18 protein-coding genes are annotated in these 19,445 nt (G+C 47.3%); 15 read left to right on the top strand and 3 right to left on the bottom strand.

The window, feature by feature from the left end; all coding sequences use genetic code 11:
- Nucleotides 1–108 precede the first annotated feature (108 nt).
- The 4 genes from typA to WDY75_RS22355 all read left to right on the top strand — a co-directional run bounded on the left by typA (nucleotide 109) and on the right by WDY75_RS22355 (nucleotide 3,903).
- Nucleotides 109–1,950, top strand: a complete 1,842-nt coding sequence (gene typA, locus WDY75_RS22370; protein WP_006209051.1) for a translational GTPase TypA — start codon at nucleotides 109–111, stop codon at nucleotides 1,948–1,950.
- A gap of 38 nt (nucleotides 1,951–1,988) precedes the next feature.
- Entirely contained in the window at nucleotides 1,989–2,282 is a 294-nt protein-coding gene (locus tag WDY75_RS22365) for a YlaH-like family protein (RefSeq protein WP_006209052.1), read from the top strand.
- A 166-nt stretch (nucleotides 2,283–2,448) separates the two neighbouring features.
- Nucleotides 2,449–3,546: an LCP family protein gene (locus WDY75_RS22360; protein WP_036644416.1), complete on the top strand. Its 1,098-nt coding sequence runs from the start codon at nucleotides 2,449–2,451 to the stop codon at nucleotides 3,544–3,546.
- 75 nt (nucleotides 3,547–3,621) lie between these two features.
- Nucleotides 3,622–3,903, top strand: a complete 282-nt coding sequence (locus tag WDY75_RS22355) for a hypothetical protein (RefSeq protein ID WP_156515049.1) — start codon at nucleotides 3,622–3,624, stop codon at nucleotides 3,901–3,903.
- 105 nt (nucleotides 3,904–4,008) lie between these two features.
- Here WDY75_RS22355 and WDY75_RS22350 read toward each other — a convergent pair whose 3' ends face one another.
- Nucleotides 4,009–4,668, bottom strand: coding sequence for a YhcN/YlaJ family sporulation lipoprotein (locus tag WDY75_RS22350; RefSeq protein WP_006209055.1), 660 nt, complete (start codon nucleotides 4,666–4,668; stop codon nucleotides 4,009–4,011).
- A 117-nt stretch (nucleotides 4,669–4,785) separates the two neighbouring features.
- Between WDY75_RS22350 and WDY75_RS22345 the strand changes: the two genes are divergently transcribed.
- Together WDY75_RS22345 and WDY75_RS22340 are read left to right on the top strand one after the other, a co-directional pair.
- Nucleotides 4,786–6,117 carry a PhoH family protein gene (locus WDY75_RS22345; RefSeq protein ID WP_006209056.1) on the top strand — a complete coding sequence of 444 codons (1,332 nt, stop codon included), beginning with the start codon at nucleotides 4,786–4,788 and terminating at the stop codon, nucleotides 6,115–6,117.
- Between the two features lie 194 nt (nucleotides 6,118–6,311).
- On the top strand, nucleotides 6,312–7,574 hold the full coding sequence (locus WDY75_RS22340) for an extracellular solute-binding protein (protein ID WP_063478958.1): 1,263 nt from the start codon (nucleotides 6,312–6,314) through the stop codon (nucleotides 7,572–7,574).
- Between the two features lie 75 nt (nucleotides 7,575–7,649).
- Here the strand turns inward: WDY75_RS22340 and WDY75_RS22335 are convergent, their stop codons facing one another.
- Both WDY75_RS22335 and WDY75_RS22330 read right to left on the bottom strand, forming a co-directional pair.
- Nucleotides 7,650–8,762 carry a coiled-coil domain-containing protein gene (locus WDY75_RS22335; protein WP_063478959.1) on the bottom strand — a complete coding sequence of 371 codons (1,113 nt, stop codon included), beginning with the start codon at nucleotides 8,760–8,762 and terminating at the stop codon, nucleotides 7,650–7,652.
- A gap of 251 nt (nucleotides 8,763–9,013) precedes the next feature.
- Complete coding sequence (locus WDY75_RS22330; protein ID WP_006209059.1) at nucleotides 9,014–9,250, bottom strand: DUF2626 domain-containing protein; 237 nt, start codon at nucleotides 9,248–9,250, stop codon at nucleotides 9,014–9,016.
- A 343-nt stretch (nucleotides 9,251–9,593) separates the two neighbouring features.
- Between WDY75_RS22330 and WDY75_RS22325 the strand changes: the two genes are divergently transcribed.
- The 9 genes from WDY75_RS22325 (at nucleotide 9,594) to bshC (ending at nucleotide 19,421) form a co-directional block, all read left to right on the top strand.
- A complete protein-coding gene (locus WDY75_RS22325; protein WP_036637856.1) occupies nucleotides 9,594–10,244 on the top strand; it encodes an RsfA family transcriptional regulator in 651 nt (216 codons plus the stop codon).
- Nucleotides 10,245–10,385: 141 nt separating this feature from the next.
- Entirely contained in the window at nucleotides 10,386–11,351 is a 966-nt protein-coding gene (locus WDY75_RS22320) for a ketopantoate reductase family protein (RefSeq protein ID WP_082834315.1), read from the top strand.
- Between the two features lie 12 nt (nucleotides 11,352–11,363).
- Nucleotides 11,364–11,750, top strand: coding sequence for a DUF3397 domain-containing protein (locus tag WDY75_RS22315; RefSeq protein ID WP_036637861.1), 387 nt, complete (start codon nucleotides 11,364–11,366; stop codon nucleotides 11,748–11,750).
- A gap of 149 nt (nucleotides 11,751–11,899) precedes the next feature.
- Nucleotides 11,900–13,558: a peptide ABC transporter substrate-binding protein gene (locus WDY75_RS22310; RefSeq protein WP_063478960.1), complete on the top strand. Its 1,659-nt coding sequence runs from the start codon at nucleotides 11,900–11,902 to the stop codon at nucleotides 13,556–13,558.
- A 208-nt stretch (nucleotides 13,559–13,766) separates the two neighbouring features.
- The gene (locus WDY75_RS22305; protein ID WP_063478961.1) at nucleotides 13,767–14,699 is read left to right on the top strand and encodes an ABC transporter permease; all 933 of its coding nucleotides are present in this window, start codon (nucleotides 13,767–13,769) and stop codon (nucleotides 14,697–14,699) included.
- Nucleotides 14,700–14,701: 2 nt separating this feature from the next.
- A complete protein-coding gene (locus WDY75_RS22300) occupies nucleotides 14,702–15,652 on the top strand; it encodes an ABC transporter permease (protein ID WP_063478962.1) in 951 nt (316 codons plus the stop codon).
- 13 nt (nucleotides 15,653–15,665) lie between these two features.
- Nucleotides 15,666–16,661, top strand: coding sequence for an ABC transporter ATP-binding protein (locus WDY75_RS22295; protein ID WP_036637867.1), 996 nt, complete (start codon nucleotides 15,666–15,668; stop codon nucleotides 16,659–16,661).
- On the top strand, nucleotides 16,658–17,596 hold the full coding sequence (locus tag WDY75_RS22290; protein ID WP_063478963.1) for an ABC transporter ATP-binding protein: 939 nt from the start codon (nucleotides 16,658–16,660) through the stop codon (nucleotides 17,594–17,596). Before WDY75_RS22295 ends, WDY75_RS22290 begins: the two co-directional genes overlap by 4 nt.
- A gap of 193 nt (nucleotides 17,597–17,789) precedes the next feature.
- Nucleotides 17,790–19,421 carry a bacillithiol biosynthesis cysteine-adding enzyme BshC gene (bshC, locus tag WDY75_RS22285; RefSeq protein WP_063478964.1) on the top strand — a complete coding sequence of 544 codons (1,632 nt, stop codon included), beginning with the start codon at nucleotides 17,790–17,792 and terminating at the stop codon, nucleotides 19,419–19,421.
- The last annotated feature ends 24 nt before the right edge of the window (nucleotides 19,422–19,445 follow it).

The raw sequence follows: 19,445 nt of genomic DNA, 5'->3' as shown, positions 1-19,445 counted from the left end.
ATTTTCCCGCTCGTTTACCTATATTATAGGAAGTATGTTGAAGCGTCGGCATGTCGTCCGGCGCTTTCTTTGTGGCTCATTCGAATAGAAGGGATTTGAGATATATTTATGCAATCAAGAGATCAGATTCGCAACATTGCCATTATTGCTCACGTTGACCATGGCAAAACAACACTTGTAGACCAACTGCTGCAGCAGTCCGGTATTTTTCGGGAGCATGAGACGCTGCAGGAGCGCGCGATGGACTCCAATGATTTGGAGCGCGAACGCGGAATTACCATTCTAGCCAAAAATACGGCTATTACGTATAAAGATTTCTTGATTAACATTGTGGATACACCTGGACACGCCGATTTCGGCGGTGAAGTAGAGCGTATTATGAAAATGGTCGACGGCGTTCTGCTCGTGGTTGACGCTTATGAGGGCTGTATGCCTCAGACCAAGTTTGTATTAGGCAAAGCGCTTGCACATAACTTGACGCCAATCGTTGTAGTTAACAAAATCGACCGCCCAGCGGCTCGCCCGGCTGAAGTTATTGATGAAGTCCTGGACCTGTTCATCGAGCTTGGAGCGAACGACGACCAATTGGACTTCCCTGTTGTATATGCATCAGCCTTGAACGGTACTTCAAGTTTGGATGCCGATAAGCAGGATGATAACATGCTTGCTCTTTACGAAACCATTATTGACCATATTCCTTCCCCTACCGAAAAAGTGGACGAGCCTCTTCAGTTCCTCGTAACCTTGATGGATTACAATGAATATCTTGGCCGTATCGCCGTTGGTCGTGTGAACCGCGGGATTATTAAGCAAGGTCAGCCGGTAACCGTTATGCTTCGCGACGGTTCCACCAAGAATGCCCGTATCGAGAAACTGTTCGGTTTCCAAGGACTGAAGCGGATTGAAGTTGCTGAAGCAGGAGCAGGAGACATTGTGGCGATCGCGGGAATTAAAGATATTAATATCGGAGAAACCATTGCCGATCCCCAACATCCCGAGGCACTTCCAGTTCTTAAAATTGACGAACCTACTCTGCAAATGACGTTCCTTGTAAACAACAGTCCTTTTGCCGGACGCGAGGGTAAATGGGTAACATCCCGTAAACTGCGCGACCGTCTCTTCAAAGAGCTGGAAACAGACGTAAGTTTGAGAGTGGATGAAACCGACAGTCCGGATGCGTACATCGTTTCAGGTCGCGGTGAGCTTCACCTCGGTATTCTGATTGAGAATATGCGTCGCGAAGGCTACGAGCTTCAAGTATCCAAGCCTGAGGTTATCGTCAGAGAAATCGACGGTGCCAAAATGGAGCCGATCGAACGTCTGATGATCGACGTGCCTGAAGAAAGCACAGGTGCTGTAATGGAGAGCCTCGGTGCTCGTAAGGCCGAGATGGTGAACATGGTGAACAACGGCAACGGACAAGTGCGTCTGGAGTTCCTGATTCCGGCCCGCGGCCTTATCGGTTACCGTACACACTTCTTGACGCTGACTCGCGGTTACGGCATCATGAACCACGCATTCGACAGCTATGGACCGCTTATCGGCGGCCAAGTCGGCGGACGTCACCAAGGCGTTCTGGTTTCTACGGAGAACGGCTCTACAACGTTCTACGGGATGATGTCGGTTGAGGATCGCGGAACCCTGTTCCTGGAGCCGGGTACTGAAATTTATGAGGGCATGATCGTCGGGGAACATACCCGCGATAACGATATCGTTGTAAACATCTGTAAAGAGAAGCAATTGACCAACGTTCGTTCGGCAACTAAGGATGATACTGTTAAATTGAAAACACCGGTCATCTTCTCATTGGAACAGGCTCTGGAGTACTTGAATGATGACGAGTACTGCGAGATTACACCGAAGTCCGTTCGTCTTCGCAAGAAGATCCTGAACAAGAGTGAGCGCGAGCGTGCAGAAAAACATCGTAAAATGGCGCAAGCAAATCTATAATAGATAGAGATCTACTTGTCTAAAGGAGTGAACCTATCATGCAAGAATGGTTTGCCTCGCACCCGCTCATCTCCTATATTGTCATTTTTGTGCTGATCACCTACGTTTACAACAAGGTATTCCGTGTAAAGCAGAAGCTTCCTTTATTAAAGGAAATTCTGCTGTATATCTTGATGGCCTTGGGTTCGGCGATACTGCTTGTGTTTCAGATCGACAAGCTGCCGATTATCCAATGTTTGTTAGTAGCTGTGGCATTGATGCTGATGGTGCGTATTCGTTACTTTGTCGAAGATCGTCAGAAGAAGAAGTCCCAGGCTGAGCCTAAGTCTTAGGCCTTGTAGAAATTTAGCAGCTATGGCAACAAGTATACGGCAACTTTTTGTCAGTCCCCATCGTTTATAAGAGAGAGAAGTCAACAACCATGGTCCGGTAAATGCTTCGATATTTGAAGCGTTTATCGGACATTCATCTAATTTGAATGAAATCAGGTGTTATGATATGAATTCTAATCATACCAATCTCCCTCCGAGAGCCAAAAGTGGGGGGAAGGGCAAGAAACAGCCAGTGCCAAAAAAGAAAAAAAGTCCATGGAAATCATTTTTTAAATTTGTTCTTATCGTACTGTTAATCGCAGTCTTGGCAGCAGCAGGTTATGCCGGATACCTGTTCGTCAAGGGGAATCAGGTTATTGAAAAAAGCGGGATCGACAAGCCTGTAGCACCTGGACAATCCGCAAAAGAAAAGCCGCTCACCGTGCTTCTCTTGGGTACGGATCATCGGCCGGAGACCGGAACTTATTTGACGGATGTAGTAATGGTGGCCACCATGCATCCGGAAACCAATTCGTCAACGCTGGTATCACTCCCTCGGGATACGCTGATTGAACTTGAAGGATATAAGTCATCCAAACTCAACGCTTATTATCCAAGGTTTAAAGCGGCATACAATGCAGCTGAGAAGAAGGAGCCGGGCAGCGGTATTCCGGCTGAAGAAGAAATGAAAGTGATGATGAGTAAATATCTTGGCGTTAATATCGACTATGTGACAGTTATCGATTTTCAGGGCTTCCGTGATGTTGTGGATACGTTCGGCGGTGTAGACGTTAACGTCCAATACAATATGTGCCATCGGGATTCGGTGGATGGAACTGATATTAACCTGACGGTGGGTCCGCAGAAGCTTGATGGCAAGAAGGCGCTAGATTATGTACGTTACCGCAAATCTATGAACTGTAGTCCGAAGACCAAGGAATCCAACGACTTTGATCGCAACGCTCGTCAAAGCGAGGTGCTGCATTCCCTGCTCGACAGGATGAAATCGTTCGGTGGCGTTACGAAGGTTGGCAATGCGCTAGATGCGGTTAGTGACAATATGACCACCGATTTCGAGCAGCAGCAGATCCGAGATTTGCTTATGACTTATTATGATATTGGAAAAGAAGATGTTAAATTTATGCCAATAACCGGTGAGTGGAGAAGTCCTAACGTCTACATTAATAACGATGAACTGGACGCAGCAAGACAAGCACTGCAAGACGAACTTGCTGGCAAACACAATGCACAGGGGACAGAAGCGGATTCTAAAGCAACTCCGTGACAATTGAAGGCAAGTTTTATCGTATGGTATAATACAATGTATCAGATGGAGATCATTGTACAGGAGGCCGAAGGAATGCCCTACCTCATGATGCATACGACACACCCATTCATCCACCAGAATCGGCAGACTGATGAGGATGCCCATGCGTTTGTGCGGGCAGAATCCATCCGCAGATGGGAAGCATGCAGATGCCATCCTTCTGATTCCATGTCCCAGATGACAGGTTCATTCGGCATGGATGTCAAATTTATACCAAATTCGGCACAGCACTCCGAATACGATACGGGTCATGTCTCCGATGCAGCAGCATTGCTGGTTCGAGGCGTTGTTATGACCATGAAAAAAGCCCAGTGAGCATTCACTGGGCTTTTTTGTATGAAATTTGGAGACGCTTGACGGACAAACTCGGCTTATGACGGATGAACCACCAATCCAAAGACGATTCATCGTCAGACACTGCTATTTCTTGTGCTGATGTTTGGCTGGCGCATGGTGGTTATTCGGTTTTACCGTCTGAGCTCCGACATCCTCGGCACTACCGTCTCTTGGCGTTACATCTTTAGGCAGCTGAGGGATGATGCGGCCTACGATGTCTGCAAGCTCGCTAGCAACGCCTGAGACTGGATGACCTTGCTGGATATGGCGGCCAAGTTCAGCTATGCGATTCGAAACGTCCAGATCAGCGGTAACAAGTGCGTTGGCACCTGCTGGATCCTTTTGAAGGGCTTCAGCGACTGTGTATTTGATGCTTCCGACTTCTGCACGATCTAAATCTCCATCTACATTAAGACCAACAACAGCGGTTTTACCCATGACTACACAGTTTGCGTTTTTCACGCCGGGCACACTTTCAGCAAGTGATTTCAGGTGATTTGCGGTAGTGGTATCAACTTTCCCGTTGTTGTCATTCACGTTGCCGACTCGCCCAGAATTGGTGTTATCCGGAGTTGTACCGTCTACATTGTTAGTGGTATAACCTCTGTTCCCATTCATGTTGTTAACATTGTTCACTGTGGTTCCATTGGTTTTATTACGAGGAGAGGGTGATGCATTGTGATTTGGTGTCCCGCAGCCTGCGAGCAAAAACACCGTTAGCATGATGGATAGAGCAGCTCTCATGGATTGATCTGTCCTTTCGTAGTAGAGTTCACTAAATTACTCCAGTCGCTAAGCTTATTATGTCCGGGACGGAAAGGTTTATGTGTGTACCTGATGAAGAAGCAGTGGAGGGATAAGATGAAAAAAATATTTGTGCTGGATACGAACGTACTGCTGCATGATCCTCAATCGATCTATGCATTCGAGGAGCATGAAGTCATCATTCCTGCGGTGGTTCTTGAAGAGATTGACTCCAAAAAGCGAAATGCCGATGAGATTGGCCGTAATGCCAGAACGGTCTCCCGTTTGCTTGACGGGTTAAGAGAACAGGGGCACCTGCATGATGGGGTTCACCTGGAGAATGGCGGGACATTGAAGGTTGAGCTGAATCATCGGAGCTTTGTCAAGGTACAGGAGTTATTTAGCGAGGCATCCAACGACAACCGCATTCTGGCTGTCGCGTTGAATTATAAATTGGAGGAGGATCCAAAGGACACTGGAAGACCTGTCGTGCTGGTCAGTAAGGATGTGCTCGTTCGAATCAAGGCGGATGTGCTCGGATTAACGACACAGGATTATTTATCAGACCGGACGGCAGATCCAAGTGAATTGTATTCCGGATTCTCCACATTAAAGGTGCATCCTTCGGTCATCGATGAATTTTACAGCTACCGTTATCTGCCTATTAAACCTCTTCAATTGTCCTACCCGCTGTACCCGCATGAATTTGTTATCCTGAAGGACGAGATGGGTTCAGGGAAGTCTGCGCTGCTTCATGTAAATGAAGACGCAACAAGATTGGAGCCCCTTCATCTAAGCAACGAACCTGTATGGGGCATCAGCGCACGAAATGCCCAGCAGCGCATGGCGATTGAATTGCTTCTGAATGACGACATTCCACTTGTCACCATAACGGGGAAAGCCGGAACGGGCAAAACGCTGTTGGCATTGGCAGCGGGTCTGTCCAAGGTCGAGGATGAACATAAATACAAGAAACTTCTGATCGCACGCCCGGTCGTCCCAATGGGAAAGGATATCGGTTATTTGCCTGGTGAGAAGGACGAGAAATTAAGACCTTGGATGCAGCCGATATATGACAATCTCGAGTACCTGTTCGATACAAAAAAATCGGGAGATATCGACAAAATACTGATGGGGCTGGGCAGCATCCAGGTGGAGGCATTAACTTATATCAGGGGCCGCTCGATTCCGGGTCAATTCATCATTGTGGATGAGGCCCAGAACTTGTCCCGCCATGAGGTCAAAACGATTGTCTCCCGTGCTGGAGAAGGGAGCAAGGTCATCCTGATGGGGGATCCGGAACAGATTGATCACCCATATCTGGATGCCGTGAGCAATGGCCTGACTTATGTGGTAGAACGTTTCAAACAAGAGAGTTTAAGCGGTCATATTACGCTGACAAAAGGGGAACGTTCCAAGCTGGCGCAGCTGGCAGCGGATCTGTTGTAATCCTTATATTTCCCGAGAAATGATGATGAAGAATAATCATAATGATATGGGCTGCCTATGATCAGCGGGCAGTCCTATTTGTCTTCGGTTTTTAACAAAATATGGACTAGATAAATATTAAAAAAGATAGGACAAGAGCACTAGAAGTTTGGTAAAATAAGGGCATGTGCCTGCAGAAGGAGTGAAGATGGGATATGAAGCGGAAAAAATATTGGTTCCTGTTCGCCATTTTACTGTTGTCCTTATCCAGTTTATCTCCCAGTTTTGACTTCACTCACAATACAAGAAGAGAACCGCCGGGGGATGAGCCGATCCCTCCACAGCAAAGGCCGGATATTCCGGATCGTGATCTGGGTCCTGTTAAAGTCGGAGTTCAGTTGAACGGTGATGAGATGCGGCAGCTTAAAGCGATCAATGAGCGGTTTAAGGAGGAGACGGGGGCGGAGATTGAAATCGTTCCTCTGGAAACCAATGAAGAGCAGCTAGAGTCTTTTTTGCTTCAGATGACCCTTGGAGAAGGGCCCGACGTTTTATTGATGGATACACACTATATTAAAGCGCTTGCAATGAACGGCTATTTATTGCCGGTTGATGCATCGCAAGCGGTCATGCCTGGCGGCGATACCTTGAGCGGTCTTCTGCCGCCGCTGCAGTGGAACGGATATCAATGGGGGATGCCATTTGATATAGATCCCTATGTGATGACCTGGCAGGCCAAAGAGAAGGACGGTACTGTATTCAAAATGCCGGAGAGCCGTAAGGCGTGGCAGGAATTTTTTGAGCTACATATAGAAACCCCTGTGATCTCATTTGATCCGAATGATCCATATGCGTTCGGTGCAGCAGTCCACTTGTTGGAAGGTGATCCTTCCAAGCCGGAGCAAGAGGTGCTGGATATGCTGATTCACAACAGGAAGCAAATGATGGAAACGAACCAAGTCGAGGAGGATACTCCGAGGAACACTGAGGAACCGTCTTCTCCATCCTCTGGGAAGGGGGAGGCACCGGTGGTCATTGAACCCTATTCTAGCTTTTCAGACAAGGATACCGAAGGTTTATCTCTTGCCCTTGCGATGGGAAAGACCCATTTGAACACACCTGTCGTCCGGACGAGAAGTTTTGCGGTAGCCGCGCACACGGAATCCCCCGCCTTAGCGATGAAATGGATTACCTATATGACAGATAAAGATATTCAGCATGAATGGAGTAAAGACGTCGGAACTTTGCCGGTTGTTTCGGAGCTGTATGTTACGGGTGCAGCCTTAAGAGATCGGGGCATCTGGCAAAAAGCGGCCGTGCCGGCTCAAGTGCTGCTCTCCCGGAATGAAGCGGCTGCTCTGGAATTCGGGGATGCGGAAGGTTTTCTTACCTATTCCGAGTCGGCACGCCGATTGCTGCTTGGGGAAATGACGAGGGAAGAATATATGAGGTTGTACAGGTCTGATCAACACGAATAATTAAACGAACAAGCTGCCTATCCAGGGCAGCTTGTTCGTTTTGTCAGGACTACGGCACCAGAGAGAGAGGGCCCGCTATAAGTCCAGTTCCATTTTCACCACGAGTCTTTGGTCCTCGCTCGATACTTCGGTTGCCTTCAAGAAGGACACCAGCTGTTTCGGATAAAAGTTCATGTCGAATTCTTCCTGCAAAGCTTTGCGGGTAGTATCCGGGAGTTCCAGCCGATTAAACACAAGTTTATCAACTTGAAACATGATGGCGTTCTCCGGTTCATTGATTACGGTGTATTTTCCTTCAATCAGCAGGGATAGATTGCCGTTTTTACCGGTAGCTGTCACCTTCCCGTCGTCAAAATGAAACGAAAAGGCATTAAAAATCTCATCCTGGGACCTCAAAAATGCGTTGAGATCATCCTCATGGATATCAATGGTGTACACCTTCCCGTTGGTTTTCAACATATTTTTGCTACCTTGGACAAATTGCGGCAGATTCTCCATGGCACTGGCCAGGGCCTGAAAGTGACGTTTCACCTCATACAGTCCTACATTCTCCCAATACCGTGTGAATTCTTCAATCAGCTTTTTCATCGCATCCGGGTTGCCGCTGGCTGTCAGAGCCCCGTCAACCTGCTTCTCAAGCGCAAGTACCCGCTCGCGCTGCTTGACAAGGCTGTCCTTTACATCCGCGAGCTGAGCGGCGTTTCGAGCTGCTTCAGCCTGGGCTGATGCGAGGGAGCGGTATTGATTGTTGTAAACCGTAAGCGTATCCCGGTCGTTCTGAATGATAATATCGTAGAAGTCCATGATTCGAAAAAAACCGGCTAAATCCTTGGCGGAAAACAGCATCAAGAATAAGTGATCCCGTTCTCCCATGTAATAAGACCGAAGAACAGCTCCTGCCCGATCCCGCCGGTCTTCAATGCGTGTGCCCATATCCTGAATCTTGATTTGCAGCTCATTCTGAAGCACCTGCAATTCATCCAGACGTTTGGTTATCCGTTCAATTTCATGATCAATCTCCACGATGGATAGGCTGTCCTCCAGAAGTTGGCGCGCCTCTTCCGAATCAGGCATAGCAGGACTTGTTTCCTGCTGCGAATATACCGCGACAGGAGCTGCAATGAAGCAGAACAACAGGGCGATGAACAGCAAGAACGGGAGGATCGGATATTTTACTCGAACATTCAAACGGGAGTCCTCCTTGAATGGTTGTTAGTCGAAAGGAATCCATCCGTTGTCCCTTCATGTTTAACCAATATATGACGTGTACGACTCAATTATCAATCCTTAGGAACTAAAAAAGCGATCCGGCAGCTAAAGCACCTGATCGCTTTTTTAAGTACTTGTTCTCTAAGCGCAAGGAAAACCCACCAGCGCAGCCTCAGGTTGTCCAGGTTGACCGCCGGCAGATCGATAAATCGCTTGCATGGTTATGCTTGTTAGAGTGGTTTGCCCATAATGAAGACCGTCCAATAGCTAAAGCCCGTGAAGGTCACGATCATATAAGCCCAGAAGAGAAGAATATAGGTTCTCTCCGTGAATTTCAAATATCCCAGGATCACGAAAAATGCAGTCTGCAGGAAGAAGAGCAGAGCCATTTCAATATGATCACCGGCAAAGGCCATCAACCCGATAGTCAGGGTGAAAAAGCCAAGGACTCGAAACATCCGTGCCACGATTATATCCTCCTCTCGTATGTACGCACATAATGCTGCTATGAACATTATAGCGTTATGGGAAAAACGTGTAAACGCCTAACTCAAGAAAACCCTTCATTTTTTATTATTATCCAGAAGCAGGGCATTGAATTCGTTAACAAATTCAGCTAATCGGTGGTTTTCCCTCCTGTAAGAGTATGATCTGTATCCAAAATGGAAATACATTTTAGTATCAAATAGATTCTATGAACTCTATGAGAGGCATAGAAATGAATTAAGCAGTTTTTATACCCTATTCAGCAGCCGGATTTACGGTATTGAAGACGGTTATTTTAGGATGTCGTTAGGAGGGTTTTATGGTATGTCAGCAGTGAGACAGGATGCATGGAGTGCAGAGGACGACCTGATATTGGCGGAGGTGACCCTGCGTCATATTCGTGAGGGCAGCACCCAATTGGCTGCCTTTGAGGAAGTGGGAGAAAGAATAGGCCGGACATCGGCAGCATGCGGATTTCGTTGGAACAGTTGTGTTCGCAAGAAATATGAGGATGCTATCAGTTTGGCGAAATCTCAGCGTCAGAAGAGAAGTTATTATAAGAAGCAGCCTTCCTTAAGCGGACCGCAGGTTGCTGGCTTGGCTGCTCCGGAACTGGAACAGGATGTATACAAGAATGAAGGTGCAAGTGAAGAAACGCTTTCTATTGATGCCGTCATCCGTTTCCTTCGTCAATGGAAGGGTGGGCTTCAGGAAAGTTCGCGTCAGTATAAATCGCTTGAGAAGAGTTTGCGTGAGAAAGAGGATGAGCTCGCAAGGCTTCGCAGTGAGAATCAACGTTTGCTAAAGGAAGTAAGCGAAGTGAAAACTGACTATCATGTTGTCAATGATGATTATAAGGCATTGATTCAGATTATGGATCGGGCACGAAGATTGGCTTTCTTAAACGAAGAGGATGAGGAACTTAAAACTCGCTTCAAAATGGATGCAAACGGTAATCTCGAACGAATCGAATAGGAAAAAAGGTTGTTTTGCTATTCACCGTAACCCGCATTAGTGCATTTCATGCGCTTTGGCGGGTTATTTGTGCGTATAGGAGATTATTCTGATATATACTAGGGCTAGTACGTAACGTTTGATTACTTTTGGAGGATTCACATGAACATGAATATACATATCATCGGTGCAGGCTCATTGGGCCTGTTATATGCAGGCAAACTTGCGAGCTCCGGCTGCCGTGTCACGTTATGGTGCCGCAGTGAAGAGCAAGCGGACATGCTGAAGGCTTCAGGCATCACCATCGAGGAAGGTACAGGCCGGCACAAGCGGATGGATTCCAGCTCGCTCACGGTCTGCACACTGTCTTCCTTTGCCGAGCGAGGGGCTGCAGCCGATGCGGACTATCTGTTTCTGATGTTGAAGCAGCAAGGGATCGAAGATCTGGCAGCCCGGGTGCTGGCTCCATATGGTCAAGACCATCGCAGGCTGATCTGCTATCAGAACGGGACGGGGCATCTGGAGCGGCTTCAAGAACTGCTGCCTGCATGGACACTGTATGCGGCCATTACAACAGAGGGAGCCAAACGCACAAGTCTCGTATCTGTATTGCATGCTGGCCGCGGAACGACGACAATCGGCAAATTCATGCCCGAACAGGACTCTGCAAGCCCAGTTTCAGAGGGAAATGATGAAAATGAGCTCGTTAAACAGCTGAATAGAGCAGGATTTGAAGCTTTATTGTCGAATGAAATGGATGTGATGATCTATCGTAAACTGCTGATGAATGCGGTGATTAACCCTTTGACTGCATTGTGGCGGATTCCTAATGGAGAGCTGTTATCATCGCCCGAACGCGTCAGGCTGATGCAGCAGCTTTATGATGAAGGGATCGCCGTATATAAAGCGGGCGGCATCTCTTATGGGAGCAGGCTCTGGGAATGGATTGTAGCTGTCTGTCAATCGACTTCGGGTAACACGTCTTCCATGCTAAAGGATGTTATGGACAGCAGAACGACCGAAGTGGCCTGGATTAACGGAAGCATTGTAGGCCTGGGGCGTAAATATGGCATTGCGGTGCCAACACACGAGCTCATTGTGCAGCTCATTGAGGGGATGAATACATAGGGGGGTTTAAGCATGGGGTTCTTGCAGGGTGTGTTTAACACATTAAGTCTATTTCCGTTCATTCCATTTATCCTTGTTTATATGATCGTCTTGCAAAGAAACAAAAATCGAAAACAAGCGTTTGGGCTGGCTATGGATGTCACCACTTTTTTCCTGCTGTTTTCGGTATCCGCCTTGTTTAATAATACGTTCCAGTCCAAATCCGGGTTCTATCTTATTCTCCTCATGCTGCTTATTGCAACTGGGCTAATCGGAAGTGCGCAGAACCGCTGGAAGGGCAAGGTTAACGGCAAAAGACTGGCGAGAGCCGTCTGGCGGCTTGGCTTCGTTGCTATGAGTTTCGGTTACGTAGTTTTCACATTTTTTGGTATCCTTTCATACATAATTAAAGTTACGTAAGAACAATGTAATAACTAGAATTCAATGATAAATCTATTTGATTCTTGGGTCAGGCAGATTTTTCAATTTATTGATTTCTGGATTTTTTTGACCACTGGTTGTATAATCGATAAGCATATACCTAAAATCTATGAGGGGGATACCGCAAGATGAAGAAACACAAAAAATTACTGCTTCTTATGACGCTTATTCTTGCTTTCAGCTCCGTGTTGGCAGCATGTGGAGCTGACAAGAACGAAGGCGCCGATAATGGCGGAACGGACAAGCCTAAAGAGCAGGTCTTCCGCATGAACCTTGCTTCCGACCCTCCTACATTGGATCCGGGCTTGGCTCAGGATAACACATCGAATACGGTAATTAGTTCTGTATTTGAAGGTTTGGTTCGTAAAGGTGCGGACGGCACCGAAGAGCAAGGCGTAGCCGAAAAATGGGATATTTCTGAAGATGGACTGAAATATGTCTTCACCCTTCGCCAAGATGCCAAATGGAGCAACGGCGATCCAGTAACAGCAAAAGATTTTGAGTATGCTTGGAAACGTGTACTTGATCCAAACTTTACACCTGCATCACCATACGCTTATCAGCTGTATTACATCAAAAATGCTGAAGCTTACAATCTTGGAGACATTAAAGACGCTAATGAGGTTGGCGTAAAGGCAACTGACGATTATACATTGGAAGTTACACTCGAAAACCCAACACCTTACTTCCTCAGCTTGATGTCATTCCAAACGTACTTCCCGGTTCACAGCTCCGTTGAAGGAAATGCTTCTTGGGCAACCAAGCCGGATACGTTGATCGGTAACGGTCCGTTCAAGGTTTCACAAATGACTAAAGGTCAAAAGATCGAGCTTGTGAAGAACGACCAGTACTGGGACAAGGATTCCATCAAACTTGAAAAAGTCAAAATGAGTATCGTCAACAGCTCGGCAACTGAAGTTTCAAGCTATCGCAACGATGAGCTGGATTATGCAGGGCATCCAACAGGCAACATCCCGACGGATCAGCTGAGTGCGATCAAGAAGGAACTTGGCGATGAGCTGATGATCAAAGGTATTTCATCGACATATTTCTATGTCTTTAACACAACTGAAGAACCATTTGACAATGTAAACATCCGTAAAGCATTCTCGATGGCGATTGATCGTAAGGCAATTGTAGAAAAAATTACGCAAGGCGGACAAATCCCTGCATTTGGTTTTGTTCCTCCGGGTATCAAGGGTGAGTCCGACGAGTACCGCAAAGAGGTACCGGATACTTACTTCCAAGAAAATCTTGAAGAGGCTAAGAAACTGCTCGAGCAAGGTATGAAGGAAAAAGGCTATACCACATTGCCTGAAGTTACTCTGATCCACAACTCCGATGACAATCACAAGAAAATTGCACTTGCGGTTTCCGATATGTGGAAGAATAATCTCGGCGTTAATGTAAAAGTTCAAAACCAAGAGTGGGGCGTATTCCTGAAAAACCGTACGGATCTGAACTATCAAGTTGCACGTTCCGGTTGGGGAGCAGACTATAACGACCCGATGACTTATATCGATATGTGGACATCCAAAGGTGGTAACAACGACACTGGCTTCAAGAACGAAGAATATGACAAACTTGTGAAAGATGCTTATGCTACTAGCGACAATGCTAAGCGCATGGAGCTGATGTCCAAAGCCGAGAAAATTCTTGTTCAAGACAACCAGGTTGTAATGCCAATTTACTACTACTCCAGTGTGTCCCTGGTTAAACCATGGGTGAAAAACCTCCATCTGGATTATAAAGGTGATATCGATTTCACACGTGCATATATCGAGTAGTCTTTTGTAAACCAATTATAAAAGGTTACGGTTCGGGATATATATGTGGGGCATTCAAACCTCATATATATCCCGATTTTTTTGTATGAGCGCAAGGTTTCCAAATCTTGTGTCCGTTGGGGAAAGTTAAGGGATGCTCAATCCGTTCTGGAATTATACAATTATATAGACGGCTTGGTTTAGAACAACTGATCAGGAGGCTAGCGAAATGCTGAGGTATGTGGCGAGTAAGTTTTTTTATATGCTTGTATCGTTGTTCATACTGATCTCAGCCACTTTTTTTCTTATGAAAGCCATACCGGGCGATCCGTTTATGGGAGAGAAAAAGCCATCGCCTGAAATTTTGGCGAGGTTGATGGAACAGTATGATTTAGATAAACCGTTGTTTCAGCAGTATACGAAATACTTGGGGAATATCGTCCAGGGTGATTTTGGTTTGTCCATGAAGAAGCAGGGACAACACGTTACTGGTATTATTGTCGACACGTTCGGGCCTTCACTGCGACTGGGTCTCATTGCGATTGTCGTATCCGTTATCGTGGGTGTCCTGCTGGGGATGCTTGCAGCACTGTATCACCGCAAGCTGATTGACAACATCGCTATGATTGTCTCGGTGTTGGGGATCGCGGTACCGAGTTTTGTACTCGCATCTTTGCTGCAGTACCTGTTGGCTGAGAAGGCAGGCATCTTCAATGTCATGGGCTTTGAAGGACCGCTAGATTACGTGCTTCCGGTTATAGCGTTATCCGCTCAACCGATTGCATTTATTGCCCGTTTGACACGATCCAGCATGCTGGAGGTGCTGCATTCGGATTATATCAAGACGGCGAAGGCGAAAGGACTTAATTGGTTTGCCATTATGTTCCGTCATGTCATCCGAAATGGTATTTTGCCGGTCGTAACCTACGTCGGCCCGATGACAGCGAATATTATCACAGGTTCGGTTGTTATTGAACAGATCTTTGGTATTGGCGGTATCGGTAAGCAGTTTGTTGAAAGTATTACAAACCGTGATTATACAGTGATTATGGGTATCACCATTTTCTACGGCATCTTGTTGATGCTGGCGCGTTTCATTACGGATATCGTGTATATATTCGTTGATCCACGTATTAAATTGACCGGCGGGAAGGAGAGGTAGACATGGAGAAAGAACAAAGTATGCCTCATCCTGCGGCACTAAACCTGAAGCCTGAAGATTTTCAGAAGATTGGTCCTGATGAGAAACAATCCGAAGTAATACAGCGTGAAAGTTTATCCTCGTGGAGAGATTCCTGGGAGAGATTGCGTAAGAACAAGCTAGCGATGGCTGGCTTGATTATTATGATCCTCATCATCATCATGGCCATTATCGGCCCGATGATCTCGAATTATGACTATGAGACGAATGATTACATGAATACGAACATGCCGCCTTCATCAGAACATTGGTTTGGAACCGACGACCTGGGACGCGATGTTTTTGTACGTACCTGGATGGGCGCTCGGATTTCATTGACCGTTGGTCTTGCAGCAGCTGCTATTGACTTGATGATTGGTGTTATATATGGCGGCATCATGGGATACTTCGGTGGCCGTGTAGATGAGTTTATGAATAAGTTTGCAGAAATTCTGTATTCCATTCCATATCTTCTTGTTACGATTTTACTGCTCGTTGTATTCGAACCAAGTTTAGGGACGATCATACTCGCCTTAACCATCACGGGATGGATCAATATGTCCTGGATTGTAAGGGGCGAGATCATGCAGCTCAAGAGCAGAGAGTATGTACTTGCTTCTCGCTCCATGGGTGCGGGGACTTCCCGCCTGTTGTTCCGGCATCTGATACCCAATGCGATGGGACCGATCATCGTTACGTTGACCTTGTCGGTGCCTAGTGCAATTTTCGCCGAAGCCTTCCTGAGTTTCCTTGGTCTTGGCGTTCAAGCTCCGGTCGCTTCTTGGGGCTCCATGATTAATGATGCGCTGTCCGGATGGATGTACTATCCATGGCGGATGTTGTTCCCTGCTCTATTTATCAGCTTGACGATGTTAGCATTCAACATTTTCGGTGATGGACTGCGTGATGCTCTTGATCCGAAATTGAAAAAATAGGAGGTGGGAAGGTATGGAACCGATCTTGCAGGTGAAGGACCTCAACGTATCGTTTCGTGTTCGCGGCGGTGAAGTAAAGGCTGTGCGCGGCATGAATTTTGAAGTCGGCAAGGGGGAGACGGTTGCCATCGTCGGTGAGTCCGGAAGCGGTAAAAGTGTTACTGCCCAGACCATTATGCGATTGATTCCGTCCCCGCCCTCAGAAATTAAAAAAGGAGAGGTCATTTTCCAAGGACAAGACCTTCTCAAAAAAACCAATAAACAGATGGAAGCGATTCGCGGCAAGGATATCGGAATGATTTTCCAGGATCCGATGACCTCGCTCAATCCGACCATTAGAATAGGGAAGCAGATCACGGAGGTGCTGGTTAAGCACCAAGGGATGTCCTTCTCGGAAGCAAAAAAACATGCGATTGAAATGCTGAAGCTGGTTGGCATCAAAAATGCCGAGGAACGCTTCAATCAGTATCCGCATGAGTTCTCCGGCGGTATGCGCCAGCGTGCGATGATAGCCATCGCGCTTGCATGCAAGCCGACCCTGCTGATCGCCGATGAGCCGACAACGGCACTCGACGTTACCATTCAGGCACAGATTATGGATGTTATGAAGGAAATGCAGGAGCGCCTCGGAACATCGATCATTCTGATCACGCATGACCTTGGTGTGGTTGCCGGAATGTGTGACCGTGTTATCGTTATGTATGCAGGTGAAGTCGTGGAAACCGGAACGAAATGGGAGATATTCAAAAATCCCCAGCATCCTTACACCAAAGGCCTGCTTCGTTCGATGCCGCGTCTGGATCAGAAAAAAGACGAGCCGCTTATTCCGATTATCGGAACACCGCCGGATCTCATTAAACCTCCGGTAGGCTGTCCGTTCGCTGCGCGCTGTGATGAAGCTATGAGAATTTGTGAACGGGTAGATCCGGGCGCAACGGAATTCAGTGACACGCATATGGCGCGCTGCTGGAATCTGCATCCGATGGCGAAGGAGGCGCAAGGTTCATGAAGGATAACCACTTGATCGAGGTAAAGGGCCTTAAGAAGTATTTCAATGTCGGTAAGGGCAACATCCTTAAAGCGGTCGACGACTTGAATTTTTATATTCGCGAAGGCGAGACGCTTGGTATGGTGGGAGAGTCCGGTTGCGGCAAGTCAACAGCAGGACGGACAATTCTGAGGCTCTACGAACCAACTGCCGGCAGCGTTAACTTTAACGGAACCGACATTTACAAGCTGTCTCCGGGCAAAATGAAGGCGATGCGCCGTGACATGCAGATGATTTTCCAGGATCCGTATGCCTCGCTGAATCCAAGATTTACGGTTTCGGATATCATCGGAGAAGCACTGGATATTCACGGAATGGCAGGCAGCCGCGCCGAGCGCAAGAAGCGGATCGAGGAGCTGCTGGATATGGTTGGCTTGAATAGTGACCATTCGACGCGTTACCCTCATGAATTTTCTGGCGGTCAGCGTCAACGGATCGGGATAGCCCGTGCACTTGCGGTTAACCCTAAATTCATCATTTGTGATGAACCGATCTCAGCGCTTGACGTTTCCATCCAGGCGCAGGTTGTTAACCTGCTGAAGGACTTGCAGGATCGCCTTGGCCTGACTTATCTCTTCATTGCGCATGACTTGTCCATGGTTAAGCATATCAGTGACCGGGTAGCGGTAATGTACTTGGGTAAAATGGTGGAGCTGGCAGATAGTGAAGAACTGTATGCGAATCCGATCCATCCGTACACCAAAACATTGCTGTCCGCGATTCCGATTCCGGATCCGGAAATCGAGGCAAACAAAAAACGTCTCAAGCTCGAGAATGATATGCAGGGACCGATTTCAGCAGCCAAAGGCGAGGACGGAACCGTCCAGTTGGACGTGAAGGATTCGGAGCTGATAGAGGTATCTAAAGGACACTGGGTTGCTAAAGCCTACGCTTAAAGCGCGCTTGTCCTAAATCCAGAAAAAATGCTGATCTCTAGAATAGCCGCCGGCTTGTATGCCGGCGGCTATTCTTTTCCTTTGACGCAGAATGCCAACATTCGGTACAATCAAGAAAGGCTAATCATATATAAGAAATTCGAGTGCTTAACAATCTAGATTTGGTTGCGACTCAGAATAGGAGGCAGACCTCATGAATATCGTTCCGGAACCATTGTCCCTCGCTTCGCGTCTCGCTCAGGATTATATTCACCACTTCGAACGGGTAAGCGGGTTCTATGGTGAAGATCATCGCAGCGAGCACGGCTATGCCGAGCGGGTAAAATGGCTGGATCTTTCCGAAGATAAGCGAGTTCAGCGTAAAGTGCTGGTAGACTGTCTTCGTACGTATAATCAGCTACACAATGATCATCCCGCCGTACATACATCACTCCAGCTTCTGGAGCAGCCGGGAACGGTAACCATGGTTGGCGGACAGCAAAGCGGGCTGTTCACTGGACCCCTGCTAGTTATATATAAAGCGATTACCGTCATTCAAGCCGCCCGTGAAGCGGAGGAACGCTTGAATCGTCCCGTTGTGCCTGTGTTCTGGATTGCTGGGGAGGATCATGACTGGGATGAAGTGAATCATACCTTTTTCCTACGTCAGGACCAGCAGATTTCCAAAATCAAGCTCGACGCAAAGGATGGGCTTAGAACGTCTGTCAGTTACACTGGCGTTGCCGAAGAGGATTGGAATTTGATGCTGTCAGAGCTGCAAACGAAGCTGTCAGACAGCGAGTACAAGGCAGATATATTGAAGCTGGCACGTGATGCGTGTAACGGCTCGAGGGGGCTCAGCGAGGCCTTCGCTAAACTGATCAACCGTTTGTTTGGCAAATATGGCCTCATACTGCTGGATTCGGCGGACCCCGGACTTCGGGCGCTGGAAGTACCTGTATTCGAATCGCTGATCACTCATAATGAAACCTTAGGACTTTCGTATCAGCTGGCTGCAAGGGATATCAAGGGACTTGGTTATGATGTTCAGGCCGATGTTTCCGAGAATGGGGCTAACCTGTTCTACCTGCATGAAGGCAGACGCTTACTGCTGTACCGGGAGGGGAATGTATTCTCAGACCGTAAAGGCATGGTTACGCTCACAGAGCAGGAACTTCTTCGAGATTTGCATGCGCATCCCGAGCGTTTCAGCAACAATGTGCTGACTCGCCCAATTATGCAGGATTGTCTGCTGCCTGTGCTGGGAACGATACTCGGTCCGGGGGAAATTTCTTATTGGGCGATTACGCGTTATGCCTTTGCTGATTTAGGTCTGCAGATGCCGCTGATCATACCGAGAATGTCGTTCTCCATCGTAGACGGAACCGTCCATAAACTCATGGAGAAATATGAAATATCCTTCGAAGATGTTCAGAACCGCCTCGACAAGAAGCGCGAGACATGGCTTGCGAGCAAGGACGAACTGAATCTGGAGGATCGATTCAGCAAGACCCGTGAACAATTTGAAGCTTTATATCAACCCTTAATAGAAGATCTTGGCAGAATGCAGTCAGGACTGTTAAAATTAGGATTAACCAATAAAGATAAGATATTGGAGCAGATGGATTACCTGTTGAGTAAATCCCGGAATGCATTGGAACAGCAGCATGAGGCCGCCTTGGCACAGTGGAAGCGGATCGAGCAAACGCTGTTACCGGAAGGCAAGCCTCAGGAGAGGGTGTACAACATCCTTGAATACATGAATCGTTATGGATTGAATCTGGTGGATAGCCTGATGGAAATCCCATACGAAAGTTCGGGCATTCACCGGGTTGTTTACGTATAATGAGCAGGAATTCAATCATCAGAT

Source organism: Paenibacillus glucanolyticus (genome assembly GCF_037333485.1).
Lineage (GTDB): Bacteria > Bacillota > Bacilli > Paenibacillales > Paenibacillaceae > Paenibacillus_AQ > Paenibacillus_AQ glucanolyticus.
This window is presented reverse-complemented; position numbering and strand designations above follow the sequence as displayed.